10 protein-coding genes are annotated in these 12,702 nt (G+C 59.8%); 5 read left to right on the plus strand and 5 right to left on the minus strand.

All coding sequences use genetic code 11. The features are described 5' to 3' along the window. Positions 1-35 precede the first annotated feature (35 nt). The 3 genes from creB (at position 36) to creD (ending at position 3,626) form a co-directional block, all read left to right on the plus strand. Positions 36-716, plus strand: a complete 681-nt coding sequence (gene creB / locus AACY49_RS18910) for a two-component system response regulator CreB (protein ID WP_258698745.1) — start codon at positions 36-38, stop codon at positions 714-716. Beyond that, a complete protein-coding gene (gene creC / locus AACY49_RS18915; RefSeq protein ID WP_339525691.1) occupies positions 716-2,143 on the plus strand; it encodes a two-component system sensor histidine kinase CreC in 1,428 nt (475 codons plus the stop codon). Before creB ends, creC begins: the two co-directional genes overlap by 1 nt. A gap of 112 nt (positions 2,144-2,255) precedes the next feature. Next, complete coding sequence (gene creD, locus AACY49_RS18920) at positions 2,256-3,626, plus strand: cell envelope integrity protein CreD (RefSeq protein ID WP_339525692.1); 1,371 nt, start codon at positions 2,256-2,258, stop codon at positions 3,624-3,626. A gap of 210 nt (positions 3,627-3,836) precedes the next feature. Here creD and AACY49_RS18925 read toward each other — a convergent pair whose 3' ends face one another. The 3 genes from AACY49_RS18925 to AACY49_RS18935 all read right to left on the minus strand — a co-directional run bounded on the left by AACY49_RS18925 (position 3,837) and on the right by AACY49_RS18935 (position 7,312). Beyond that, positions 3,837-4,466, minus strand: a complete 630-nt coding sequence (locus AACY49_RS18925; RefSeq protein WP_258698748.1) for a glutathione S-transferase — start codon at positions 4,464-4,466, stop codon at positions 3,837-3,839. A 201-nt stretch (positions 4,467-4,667) separates the two neighbouring features. Next, positions 4,668-5,375, minus strand: a complete 708-nt coding sequence (locus AACY49_RS18930; protein WP_339525695.1) for a 3'-5' exonuclease — start codon at positions 5,373-5,375, stop codon at positions 4,668-4,670. Further along, positions 5,372-7,312, minus strand: a complete 1,941-nt coding sequence (locus AACY49_RS18935; protein WP_339525697.1) for a putative nucleotidyltransferase substrate binding domain-containing protein — start codon at positions 7,310-7,312, stop codon at positions 5,372-5,374. The genes AACY49_RS18930 and AACY49_RS18935 overlap by 4 nt, the downstream gene beginning before the upstream one ends. A 252-nt stretch (positions 7,313-7,564) precedes the next feature. Between AACY49_RS18935 and AACY49_RS18940 the strand changes: the two genes are divergently transcribed. Then, positions 7,565-8,011 (plus strand): response regulator, encoded by a 447-nt coding sequence (locus AACY49_RS18940; RefSeq protein ID WP_258698751.1) that lies wholly within the window; start codon positions 7,565-7,567, stop codon positions 8,009-8,011. Positions 8,012-8,231: 220 nt separating this feature from the next. Here the strand turns inward: AACY49_RS18940 and AACY49_RS18945 are convergent, their stop codons facing one another. After that, the gene (locus AACY49_RS18945) at positions 8,232-10,424 is read right to left on the minus strand and encodes a malate synthase G (protein WP_339525699.1); all 2,193 of its coding nucleotides are present in this window, start codon (positions 10,422-10,424) and stop codon (positions 8,232-8,234) included. Positions 10,425-10,909: 485 nt separating this feature from the next. On the opposite strand from AACY49_RS18945, the gene AACY49_RS18950 reads away from it, so the two are divergent. Continuing rightward, complete coding sequence (locus AACY49_RS18950) at positions 10,910-11,428, plus strand: glycine cleavage system protein R (protein WP_007936467.1); 519 nt, start codon at positions 10,910-10,912, stop codon at positions 11,426-11,428. A 215-nt stretch (positions 11,429-11,643) separates the two neighbouring features. On the opposite strand, the gene rarD is transcribed toward AACY49_RS18950, so the two are convergent. Further along, complete coding sequence (gene rarD / locus AACY49_RS18955) at positions 11,644-12,531, minus strand: EamA family transporter RarD (protein WP_339525704.1); 888 nt, start codon at positions 12,529-12,531, stop codon at positions 11,644-11,646. Positions 12,532-12,702: the final 171 nt, after the last annotated feature.

Here is a 12,702-nt window from a genome sequence, read left to right on the forward strand (position 1 = left end):
ACCGTTCGCCCACTTAACTTCCGGGCTCGGATGCCATGCCTCATATCCTGATTGTCGAAGACGAAGCGGCGATTGCCGACACCCTGATTTTCGCCTTGCAGGGCGACGGCTTCACCACCGCCTGGTTGAGCCTTGGTGTGGCGGCGCTTGAACATCAGCGCGCCACGCCGGCCGACCTGATCATTCTCGACATTGGCCTACCAGACATCAGCGGCTTCGAGACCTGCAAGCAGTTGCGGCGTTTCAGCGACGTGCCGGTGATCTTCCTCAGCGCCCGTGACGCCGAAATCGACCGCGTGGTGGGCCTGGAGATCGGCGCCGACGACTACGTGGTCAAACCGTTCAGCCCTCGGGAAGTGGCGGCGCGGGTCAGGGCGATTCTCAAGCGCATGGCGCCACGACCGGTAGCGGAGGTGGCTTCAGCGCTGTTTCGCATCGACAGCGAACGGGTGCAGATCAGCTATCGCAGTCAGCCCCTGAGCCTGACTCGCCATGAGTTTCGTTTGCTGCAATGCCTGCTGGAACAGCCCGAGCGAGTCTTCAGCCGCGAACAACTGCTTGATGCGCTGGGCGTGGCCGCCGATGCCGGTTACGACCGCAGCATCGACAGCCACATCAAGAGCGTGCGCGCCAAATTGCGTCTGGTGAAGGCCGACGCCGAGCCAATCCAGACCCACCGCGGCCTCGGTTACAGCTACAGCCCGGGGCACAGCTGATGCCACTGGGGATCCGGATTTTTCTGGTCTACGTGCTGTTCATCGGCCTGACTGGCTACTTTGTGCTCAACACCGTGATGGAGGAAATCCGCCCTGGTGTGCGCCAGTCCACCGAAGAAACCCTGGTGGACACCGCCAACCTGATGGCCGAGATCCTGCGTGACGACTTCAAGGCCGGCACCCTCAGCCAGAACCGCTGGCCCGAGTTGCTCAAGGCTTATGGCGAACGGCAACCGAAGGCGAAAATCTGGGGGCTGCCGAAGAATCAGGTCAACCACCGCATTTACGTCACCGATGCCAAGGGCATTGTGGTGCTGGATTCCAGCGGCATCGCGGTGGGCCAGGACTTCTCGCGCTGGAACGACGTCTATCTGACCCTGCGTGGCGAATACGGCGCTCGTTCGACTCGCAGCAACCCGGATGACTCAACCTCGTCGGTGATGCACGTGGGGGCGCCGATTCGCGACAACGGCCAGATCATCGGCGTGGTGACGGTGGCCAAGCCCAACAGCTCGCTGCAGCCTTACGTTGATCGCACCGAGCGGCGATTGCTGGCGTATGGTGCCGGCCTGATCGGCCTCGGTTTGCTGTTCGGCGCGCTGTTGTCCTGGTGGTTGAGCGCGGCGCTGCGGCGGTTGACGGCGTATGCCCAGGCAGTCAGCGAAGGTCGTCGGGTCGAGGTGCCGCATTATCGTGGCGGCGAGCTGGAACAACTGGCCACGGCGGTGGAGCAGATGCGCACCCAGCTCGAAGGCAAAGCCTACGTCGAGCGTTATGTACACACCCTGACCCATGAATTGAAAAGCCCGCTGGCGGCGATTCGTGGCGCGGCGGAGTTGCTGCAAGGCGAGATGCCGCCGGCCCAGCAGCAGCGTTTCGTCAGCAACATTGATAGCGAAAGTGCACGCATGCAGCAGTTGATCGAACGACTGTTGAACCTGGCGCAGGTGGAACAGCGCCAAGGGCTGGAAGAGCGGGTGGCCGTGCCGTTGGCGGATTTGGTCGATGAGCTGCTGAGCGCGCAGGCTGCGCGAATCGAAGGCAAGCAATTGCGTGTGGAACTGCACATTGCAGCGGATCTGAATCTGCTCGGCGAGCCGTTTCTGTTGCGTCAGGCACTGGGCAATCTGCTGGAGAATGCGTTGGATTTCACCCCGGCGTACGGTGTGTTGCGATTTTGCGCCGAACGAGTCGGTGAGCAGATTGAGTTCAGGCTGTTCAACCAGGCCGAGGCGATTCCCGACTATGCATTGCCGCGCTTGAGTGAGCGCTTCTACTCACTGCCGCGTCCGGACAGTGGGCGTAAAAGTACGGGGTTGGGGCTTAACTTCGTTGAAGAGGTGGTCAAGTTGCATGGCGGCATGATGAGCATCGGTAATGTTGACGGCGGTGTGCAGGTGAGTTTACGCCTGCCTTCAGACCGCTAAAGATCGCAGCCTTCGGACGATCTTTGTTCAACTCCACACAATTCCCACATTCCCCACATACATCCTCCATATACGAATCCCAGACTCTCCCCATCCAAACAGGGAGAGTCCCATGAACCGTAGCCTGACCCTAAAACTCGGGGCGATTGCCCTTTTGATTCTGTTGTTGCTGATCCCGTTGCTGATGATCAACGGCGTGATCCAGGATCGGCAACAACTGCGCGACGGTGTGCTCGAAGACATCGCCCGCAGTTCCAGCTATAGCCAGCAACTGAGCGGTCCGCTGATGGTGGTGCCCTATCGCAAAACGGTGCGCACCTGGAAAACCAATGAAAAAACCAACCAGCGTTACCAGGATGTCGGCGAGGAGCGCGGGCGTTTGTATTTCCTGCCGGAGCGCTTTGAACTGGACGGCCAGGTCCAGACTGAACTGCGTGCCCGGGGTATCTACGAGGCGCGGTTGTTTCACGCCGACAACCGCATCAGCGGGCATTTCTCGGTCCCGGCACAACTGGGCATCAAGGAAGACTTCGCCGATTACCGCTTCGATCAGCCGTTCCTGGCTGTCGGCATCAGCGACATTCGCGGCATCGAAAATGCCCTGAAACTCGAACTCAATGGCCAGAGCCTGGACTTTGTACCGGGTAGCCAAGTGGGCTGGTTGGGCGAGGGTGTGCACGTCACGCTGCCAGCGCTGGACACCAGGCAGGCCACGGAATTGGCATTCGGTTTCGACTTGCGCCTGCAAGGCACCGGCCAGTTGCAGATTCTCCCGGTGGGCAAGACCAGCAAGGTTTCACTGGCCGCCAACTGGCCTCATCCCAGCTTCATCGGTAACTACCTGCCGGCCCAGCGTGAAATCACCGATCAGGGCTTCACCGCCAATTGGCAGACCTCGTTTTTCTCCACCAACCTGCAAGAAGCGTTGAACAGTTGCGTGTCTGGCGGCCAGTGTGAGGCGTTCAGCGGTCGCAGTTTCGGCGTGAGTTTCATCGACCCGGTGGACCAGTACCTGAAAAGCGACCGGGCAATCAAATACGCGTTGCTATTCATCGTCCTGACCTTCGCGGGTTTCTTCCTCTTCGAAGTGCTGAAAAGCCTGGCGGTACACCCGGTGCAATACGCGTTGGTGGGCGTGGCGCTGGCGTTCTTCTACCTGTTGCTGCTGTCGCTGTCCGAACACATCGGCTTTGCCTTGGCGTATCTGTTGTCGGCGAGTGGCTGTGTGGCGTTGATCGGGTTCTATGTCTGCCATGTGCTGCGCAGCGTGCTTCACGGCTTGAGCTTTTCGGCGGGGTTGGCGGCGTTGTATGGCTTGCTCTACGGCCTATTGAGTGCCGAGGATTACGCGCTGTTGATGGGCTCGCTGCTGCTGTTCGGGTTGCTGGGCGTGTTTATGGTGCTGACTCGCAAGCTGGACTGGTACGGGATCGGGCAAAAGTCCGCCAAGCCGCTGGCGTTTGATATTGGGGCGGTGGAATGAGCCGGTCGTTGGGGTTGCGCGAAGATCAGCGGGTGGGCGAGGTGTTGGCGACGCGGATTGCCGGGTTGTTTCCGTTGGATCCGGCGTGGTGCCATCGCGAGCAGGCTCGCTCCCACAAAAGATCTCCAGTGAACACAAAGGTTGTGCATACCAAAGATCAAATGTGGGAGCGAGCCTGCTCGCGATGAGGCCGACACAGTTGCCGAGAATCTAAACCTTGGGCATCGTCGCGATCATCGAAGGCCGCTGACTCACCTCGAAATACCACTCCGCCAGCTTCGGATTCTCTTTGCGCCATTCCAGATCCGGATGGCGCAGATCCAGATAACCCAAGGCACAGGCAACACTGATCGCCGCCACATCGAAATGGCTGGTCAGCTCGGCAATCGCATCGGCCTCCAGCAGCGCCAGGGCGCGACGAATCTTGTCGCGCTGACTGTCGAGCCATGTGTCCCAATGTTTTTCCGGCGAGCGCAGGGCTACTTCATAGCGAATCATCACTGCGGCATCCATGATCCCGTCAGCCAGAGAAGCCAGGGTCAAACGCCGCCAGCGCGCCGAGCCTTCACGAGGAATCAGAGGATTGCCGACGTGCTGGTGATCGAGGTAGTCGAGGATCACCCGGCTGTCGTACAACACATTGCCGTCGGCCAGGCGCAGCGCCGGAATCTTGCCCAACGGGTTGTCTTCGTTGAGGGCCGGATCCGGGCTGACGGGCGTGAGCTGGCTGGCTTGCAGTGCCACACGGTTCGTTTGCCCGGTTTCGTGCAGCAGCACCATGACTTTACGAACAAAAGGCGACGCGGGGTTGTGGAACAAGGTCATGCTGGGGACGGACATGGCGACGATCTCGATCGTGGGCAGTGTCGGCAGCATAGCGCTTTAATGCTTGAGCTCAAGCGCAAGCTCACGGCTGAACATGGAACGAAGTGTAGGAGTTTGCTCCCACAGGTATTGCGTCGTTCGCGAAATCGGCGCACGACGCAATACCTGTGGGAGCGTGGCTTGCCCGCGAAGGCGCCAGAACAGGCGTCATAAAACTCAAAAAGACGGAGCCTGCCGCCGTCGCTTCCACTGACTCAGCCGCTGCTGCAAATTCAACGGGCTATGAATCTGCTGCTGTCGTGCCCGGCTGAACAAAATCAGCACCAGCTCCGCCGTCGCCAAGGCATCGGCACTGGCGTTATGCCGCTCGAAGACCTCCAGCTTGAACCAGTCGATCCACTCGTCCAGCCCGGCCTCGCGAAAATGCGCCTGTGGGCAGAGCAGCGGGGCGATGTCTGCCACGTCCAGAAACGGATGCTGCAACTTGTAGCCCAGATGTTCTTTCAGCGCGCGCCCCAGCATGTGCTGGTCGAACGGTGCATGAAAGGCCAACACCGGACTGTCGCCGACAAACTCCATGAACTCGAGTAAGGCCTGTGCAGGGTCACTGCCGGCGGCGATGGCGCTCGGGCCCAACCCATGAATCAATACGCTAGGGCCGAGTTTGAGTTCGGTGCATTGCAACGTGCGTTCGAACTGCTGGCTGAAATCGATCGCCCCGTCCTCGATCACCACCGCGCCGATGGACAACAGCCGGTCTTTATTCAGGTTCAGCCCGGTGGTTTCCAGGTCGAGTACCACCCAGCGTTGCTCGCGCAGGCTGCAGTCGCCCAGCTCGGCCACGGCCGGCAAGCGCTCCAGACGTTGTTGCAGTTCGCCGGGCAAAACGGGACTGGCCGGACGCAGCCATGAAAACAGGCTCATAACTGATACCGCAGGGTCAGGCTGCTTTGCAGGCGTTGAGCCTGGCGCAGGGATTCACGCAGGATGCGTCGGTCCAGATGATTGAGGCTGTCCGGATCGACGCGGTTGGAGTAGGGCAAATTCTCCCGGGTCTGCAGCTGATGTTGCTGCATGCGGGTTTGCTGGATGAAGTGATACGCCTCTTCATAGGCGGCGCCGTCCAACCGTTCGATGACCTCTTTGTCCACCAATTGGCGAAAGCGCTCCAGGGTATTGTTGGCGTCGATGCCGTGGGCCAGGGCCAGCACTCGAGCACCGTCGACGAAAGGGGTCAGGCCCTGAAGCTTCAGGTCGAGCGTGGCTTTCTCGCCATTCTTGCGTGCCAGCACGAATTCGCGGAAACGCCCTACGGGCGGACGGTTGCGCAGGGCATTCTCGGCCATCATGCGCTGGAACAACCGGTTGTCGCCGACCTGATCGAGAATGCCCTGGCGCAGCTGTTCGCAGCCTCGCTCGTCGCCCCAGACCACGCGCAGGTCGAAATAGATGCTCGACCCCAGCAGATTCTCCGGTGTCGCCTCGCGGATAAACGCCGCAAACCGTCGCGCCCATTCGGCCCGGGACAAACACAGCTCGGGGTTGCCGGCCATGATGTTGCCCTTGCACAAAGTGAAACCACACAGCGCCAGGTTCTGATTGATCTGCTGGGCGATGGGCAGCAACTTGCCGCGAATCTCGGCGGCGTGGGCCGCGTCGCGGGCTTCGAACAGAATGCCGTTGTCCTGATCGGTGTGCAGCGTCTGCTCGCGGCGGCCTTCACTGCCGAAACACAGCCAACTGAACGGCACGCCGGGGTCGCCTTTCTCGGCGAGCACCAGTTCGATCACCCGGCACACGGTATGGTCGTTGAGCAAGGTGATGATGTGGGTGATCTGGGTCGAGGATGCGCCGTGGGCCAGCATCCGCTCCACCAATTGGCCGATTTCGCCGCGCATCGCCACCAGGTTTTCCAGCTTTTGGGCGCTGCGAATGGTTCGTGCCAGGTGCACCAGATCGACCCGTTGCAGGGAGAACAGGTCGCGTTCCGAGACCACGCCGCACAGGCGCTGGTCCTTGACCAGGCAGACGTGGGCGATGTGCCGCTCGGTCATGGCAATCGCGGCATCGAAGGCGCTGTGGTCCGGCGTCAGGTAAAACGGCGCCCGGGTCATGTGCCCTTCGATCGCTTCATTGAAGTCGCTGGTGCCGTTGGCCACCACATGTCGCAAGTCGCGCAGGGTGAAAATGCCCAGCGGCGCTTTTTGCTCATCGACCACCACAATGCTCCCGACTTGCTGATCGTGCATCAGCGTCACGGCTTCACGCAGGGGGGTAATCGGGCTGCAGGTTACCGGGTGGCGCATGGCCAATTCGCCCAACCGGGTATTGAGCGAATACTGGGTGCCGAGGGTTTCCACAGCTTTTTGCTGGACTTGCTGGTTGACCTGATCCAGCAAACTGCTGACACCACGCAGGGCAAAGTCGCGAAACGGGCTGGACAGTGCGAACAGTTTGATGAACGCCAGCTTGTTCAGCTGTAGGCAAAAGGTGTCTTCGGCCGCCAGATGTTCGGTGCGAGTCGCTCGTTCCCCCAGTAGCGCGGCGAGGGGGAAACACTCGCCGGTGGTGATTTCGAAGGTGGTTTCGGTCTCGCCCTTGGCCGTGTGCGGGCGTTCACCCACGACCCGGCCCTGTTTGACGATGTAGAAATGCTCAATCGGGCCATCGGCGGGTTTGATGATGCTTTCGCCGGGGGCATAAAAACGCAGCTGACATTGCTCCACCAGATAAGCCAGGTGGGCGTTTTCCATCTGATTGAAGGGCGGGAAGCGCTGGAGGAATTGCAAAGTACCCTGGATGTTCTGCAACACCGCGGTTTTCCCTGCCTGGGTGAAGGCGTCCGCTTTACTCATAACCATTACCGCAGTCTTTTTCGAATTGTTGTGTCGGATTGTTCCAGCCATGGTCGACCCCTGCGGGCGGGGTGCCCATTGGACGTAAGTCTAGGTAGGCAGGGCTGTGGTCTGAATATGGGAAATGTCTGACACAACTGTGGGAAAAACCTCCTACATTGTCTATTGGAAAGATTTCCGACGAAGTGCACATTGAAGCTCTGCCGCGCGATGTCTGACCACTGTGCCAGGGATCGAGCCGAAAACGTTGAGAACGCCATGTCCGACCACGATATTTTGAGTGATGCCGAGCGCGAAGCGCTCAGTGCCGTCATGTTGGAACCAGATTTGCCGCCGCAGCGGGTGCTGATCGTCGATGACGATAAGGATGCCAGGGAGCTGCTGTCGGAAATTCTGGGGCTGGATGGCATTCACTGCATGACGGCGGCCAGCGGCGAAACGGCGCTCAAATTGCTGGAGGCGAAGCCGTCGATTGGTCTGGTGATTACTGACCTGCGGATGGGGCACGTCGATGGCCTGGAACTGATTCGTCAGGTGCGGGAGTCGGCGCGTGCGGCGTTGCCGATCATCATCGTTTCCGGCGATGCCGACGTGAAGGATGCGATCGAAGCCATGCATTTGCACGTAGTGGACTTTCTGCTCAAGCCTATCGATAGCGAAAAATTGCTTGAATTGGTCAAGCATGAGCTGGGGATGGATGTGTAGCGCGGACCTCCAGGCTGGCAGCTTTTTGTGGCGAGGGAGCTTGCTCCCGCTGGGTTGCGCAGCCGCCCCAAAACCAGCGATCTGATACACCGCATACACAGGGTTTACGACTGCTGCGCAGTCGAGCGGGAGCAAGCTCCCTCGCCACAAGGGACCGCGGCGTAAAAAAAAGCCCCGATCTCTCGATCAGGGCTTTTTCACGTCCGGCGTCAGCGTTTACTCAAAGGCCGTTGGCGGCCTTGAACTCGCGACGACGACGGTGCAGAACCGGCTCGGTGTAGCCGTTCGGCTGCTTGGTGCCTTCGACGACCAGTTCGACTGCCGCCTGGAAGGCGATATTGCTGTCGAAGTTCGGTGCCAGCGGGCGGTACAGCGGGTCGTTGGCGTTCTGACGATCAACCACTGGCGCCATGCGCTTGAGGCTTTCCATCACCTGATCTTCAGTGACGATGCCGTGGCGCAGCCAGTTGGCGATGTGCTGGCTGGAAATGCGCAGCGTCGCACGGTCTTCCATCAGGCCGACGTCATTGATATCCGGCACTTTCGAGCAACCCACGCCTTGGTCGATCCAGCGCACCACGTAACCGAGAATGCCCTGGGCGTTGTTGTCCAGTTCATTCTTGATCTGCTCCGCGGTCCAGCTCGGATTCACAGCCAACGGGATGGTCAGGATGTCGTCCACCGAAGCGCGCGCACGTTTGGCCAGTTCGACCTGACGGGCGAACACATCGACCTTGTGATAGTGCAATGCGTGCAGTGCAGCAGCAGTCGGCGATGGAACCCAGGCCGTGTTGGCACCGGCCATCGGGTGAGCGATCTTCTGTTCCAGCATCGCCGCCATCAGGTCGGGCATGGCCCACATGCCTTTACCGATCTGGGCGCGACCTTGCAGGCCGGTGCTCAAACCGATGTCGACGTTCCAGTTCTCGTAGGCGCCGATCCACTTCTCGGCCTTCATGTCGGCCTTGCGCACCATCGGGCCGGCTTCCATGGAGGTGTGGATTTCATCGCCCGTGCGGTCGAGGAAACCGGTATTGATGAACACTACACGCTCGCTGGCGGCCTTGATGCAGGCCTTGAGGTTGACCGTGGTACGGCGCTCCTCGTCCATGATCCCGACTTTCAGGGTATTGCGTGTCAGGCCCAGTACGTCTTCGATGCGCCCGAACAGCTCGTTGGTGAACGCCGCTTCTTCCGGGCCGTGCATCTTCGGCTTCACGATATAGACCGAGCCAGTGCGGCTGTTCTTGCGCGCGCTGTTGCCGTTCAGGCTGTGGATCGCTGCCAGGCAGGTCACCAGACCGTCGAGAATGCCTTCCGGCACATCGTTGCCGTCTTTGTCGAGGATCGCGTCAATGGTCATCAGGTGACCGACGTTGCGCACGAACAACAACGAACGACCATGCAGGCTCAGTTCTTTACCGTCGACACCGGTATAAGTGCGGTCGGCGTTCATGGTGCGGGTAAAGGTCTGACCGCCCTTGGAGACTTCTTCCGACAGATCGCCCTTCATCAGGCCGAGCCAGTTGCGGTAGATCACCACTTTGTCATCGGCATCGACCGCGGCGACCGAGTCTTCGCAGTCCATGATGGTGGTCAGCGCGGCTTCCATCAGGATGTCTTTGACACCGGCGGCATCGGTCTGGCCGACCGGGGTGCTGGCATCGATCTGGATTTCGAAGTGCAGGCCATTGTTTTTCAACAGGATTGCGGTCGGAGCCGCTGCATCGCCGTGGAAACCGATCAGTTGGGCATCGTTGCGCAGGCCAGAGCTCTTCAAAACCGAGTTGCTGCCGCCTTTGAGGGCGACGACCAGTTTGCCGTCAACGATTTTGTAGCCGGTGGAGTCGACGTGGGAGCCGGCAGCCAATGGCGCGGCTTCGTTGAGGAAGGCGCGGGCGAAGGCGATGACCTTGTCACCGCGCACCTTGTTATAGCCTTTGCCTTTTTCCGCGCCACCCGCTTCGCTGATGGCGTCGGTGCCGTAGAGCGCGTCATACAACGAACCCCAGCGGGCGTTCGAGGCGTTGAGCGCGAAGCGCGCGTTCATCACCGGCACCACCAGCTGCGGGCCGGCCATGCGGGCGATTTCGTCATCGACGTTTTGCGTCGTTGCCTGGAAATCGGCCGCTTCTGGCAGCAGATACCCGATGTCTTGCAAGAAGGCTTTGTAGGCCACCGCATCGTGCGCAACACCTGCACGAGCCTGGTGCCAGGCATCAATGCGAGCCTGGAAATCATCGCGTTTGGCGAGTAGGGCTTTGTTCTTCGGCGCCAGGTCATGAATGACCTTGTCGGCACCGGCCCAGAACTTGTCGGCGGTGAGGCCGGTACCGGGAATGGCTTCGTTGTTCACGAAGTCGAACAGGACTTTGGCGACCTGCAGGCCACCGACTTGAACGTGTTCAGTCATTGCTTGCCTCACTCTGCTCAGCTATTTCGCTTTTCAGCTCTTCAATTTAACAATGAAGCCTCTGGCCATTTAAACCACAAACCCTTCTACCAGTACATGCCATTGCGGGCGGCTGGGTTCGGTCCGATCAACGGCCTTGCGGCCTTGCTGACGGGGCTTTCAGGGTTGCGACGGCGCCTGCGGCAGACATCGATCCAACGTTATGTAGTGCGCGCTGCGGCATACTACATGATGAATTGCGGTTGTGAAAATTAGACTAATTACGTCGTTCTGCGACTCGCCGACGTCGTGCAGTCACGTCGGGGCACGGGATGTTCTCAAAAAACTATTGGATTGTTCCAGTTAAATCTAAAAACTTGTACACGATTTGTTTCTTCAACTGAATCGGCGGTGCCTTCATTCGCGAGCAAGCCCCGTCCACGCAGAGCCAGCCCTTGCCTATACTTGCTGTTCTATAACAAAAGTCATGACAAGAGGGCTGCGCCATGGACCATCTCGTACTCACCGTATTCGCCCCGGACAAGCCCGGGCAGGTCGAGCGTATTGCCCAATGCATTGCCGAGCACGGCGGCAACTGGCTGGAGAGCCGCATGTCGCGCATGGCCGGGCAGTTCGCCGGGATTCTGCGGGTGGGTGTGCCGGCCGAGGCCTACGATGAACTGGTAGACGCCCTACAGGGACTGTCGACCCAGGGCATCCGCGTGATGATCGCCGAAAGCAGCATCGAACAATCCTGCACCTGGAAGCCGATTGCCATGGAACTGGTGGGCAATGATCGTCCGGGCATTGTGCGAGACATTACGCGTCTGCTGAGTGAGCAGGGGGTGAGCCTGGAGCGGCTGGTGACCGAAGTGCGGCCGGCGCCGATGAGCAGCGAGCCGTTGTTCCATGCCGAAGCAATTCTCGCGGTACCACTGACCTTGTCGCTGGAGGTGCTGCAATCGCGCCTGGAAACCCTGGCGGACGATCTGATGGTCGAATTGGTGCTGCGCAGCGAACCTTGAACAGGTTATCCAAGTTATACGTGCACCTGCCTGTGGATAACCTGTAGAGACACCCCGCCAGGCCACGTCGGCCGGGACTCTTCGGGCTCTGATCAAAAAACCAGCAGTTTCAGTGACTTGCGCACAGACACCGGGGATCACACTGTGGATAACCTTGGGAAGGATGGATGCAGGCCACGTCGGACGTGGCCTGTAGATGTTTGTACGTTTTCTGATCAGCGGCGACGGCGCAGACTTATCCACGCGTCGATGCTGTAAACCGCCAGACCTGCCCAGATAAAGATGAACGCCACCAACGTGCTGGACGACAAGTGCTCGCCAAACAGCAGAACGGCTTGCAGCAACACCAGCGTCGGCGCCAGGTATTGGAGAAATCCGAGAGTGGTGTAGGGCAAGTGCCGTGCAGCGGCGTTGAAACACACCAGTGGCACCAGCGTTACCGGGCCGGCGGCCACCAGCCACCAGGCTTCGGAGGAGGTCCAGAATTCGGCTTGCGCGCTGGTGGCCGTCGGATTGAACAGCAGCCAGGCGACGGCAATCGGCACCAGCATCCAGGTTTCCACCACCAGCCCCGGTAATGCCTTGACCGGTGCCTGCTTGCGGATCAGGCCGTAGAAGCCGAAGGTCAATGCCAGCACCAGCGACACCCACGGCAGACTGCCGACTTGCCACACTTGCTGCGCGACACCGACTGCCGCCAGCCCCACCGCGATCCACTGCATGCGCCGTAGCCGTTCGCCGAGAATCAGCATCCCCAACAGCACGTTCACCAGCGGGTTGATGTAGTAGCCAAGGCTGGCCTCAAGCATGCGTCCATTGTTCACCGACCAGACGTAAGTCAGCCAGTTGGCCGCGATCAGTGTGCCGCTCAGCGCCAGGATCGCCAGCCGTCGCGGATTCTCGCGCAGCTCGCGCCACCAGCCGGGATGCTTCCAGACGAGCAGCAGCAACGCGCCGAACAGCGCGGACCAAAGCACTCGGTGGATGATGATCTCCACGGCGGGCACGCTGGCGATGGCTTTGAAGTAGAGCGGGAACAGTCCCCAGATGATGTAGGCGCTCAGGCCCAGGATGTACCCGCGACGCGGGTTGGCGGCTTGCATGAGAATCCTTGCTTAGGCAGCTAACAAAGAGGGGATTGTAAGGAGATTTGCCTTAATGTGTTGTGAACGTTTGTGGGAGCGGGCTTGCTCGCGAATGCGGTCATTTAGTCAGCATCTCTGTTGAGTGTGAAACCGTATTCGCGAGCAAGCCCGCACACATTGGATTTGTGT

This window comes from Pseudomonas sp. EL_65y_Pfl2_R96, assembly GCF_963970905.1.
In the GTDB taxonomy this organism is placed as follows: Bacteria; Pseudomonadota; Gammaproteobacteria; order Pseudomonadales; family Pseudomonadaceae; genus Aquipseudomonas.

Excerpts from the sequence above, each read along its gene's own strand:
- creB (WP_258698745.1), top strand. The coding sequence starts at position 36 with ATGCCTCATATCCTGATTGTCGAAGACGAAGCGGCGATTGCCGACACC.
- creC (WP_339525691.1), top strand. The coding sequence starts at position 716 with ATGCCACTGGGGATCCGGATTTTTCTGGTCTACGTGCTGTTCATCGGC.
- creD (WP_339525692.1), top strand. The coding sequence starts at position 2,256 with ATGAACCGTAGCCTGACCCTAAAACTCGGGGCGATTGCCCTTTTGATT.
- AACY49_RS18925 (WP_258698748.1), bottom strand. The coding sequence starts at position 4,466 with ATGTCCGTCCCCAGCATGACCTTGTTCCACAACCCCGCGTCGCCTTTT.
- AACY49_RS18930 (WP_339525695.1), bottom strand. The coding sequence starts at position 5,375 with ATGAGCCTGTTTTCATGGCTGCGTCCGGCCAGTCCCGTTTTGCCCGGC.
- AACY49_RS18935 (WP_339525697.1), bottom strand. The coding sequence starts at position 7,312 with ATGGTTATGAGTAAAGCGGACGCCTTCACCCAGGCAGGGAAAACCGCG.
- AACY49_RS18940 (WP_258698751.1), top strand. The coding sequence starts at position 7,565 with ATGTCCGACCACGATATTTTGAGTGATGCCGAGCGCGAAGCGCTCAGT.
- AACY49_RS18945 (WP_339525699.1), bottom strand. The coding sequence starts at position 10,424 with ATGACTGAACACGTTCAAGTCGGTGGCCTGCAGGTCGCCAAAGTCCTG.
- AACY49_RS18950 (WP_007936467.1), top strand. The coding sequence starts at position 10,910 with ATGGACCATCTCGTACTCACCGTATTCGCCCCGGACAAGCCCGGGCAG.
- rarD (WP_339525704.1), bottom strand. The coding sequence starts at position 12,531 with ATGCAAGCCGCCAACCCGCGTCGCGGGTACATCCTGGGCCTGAGCGCC.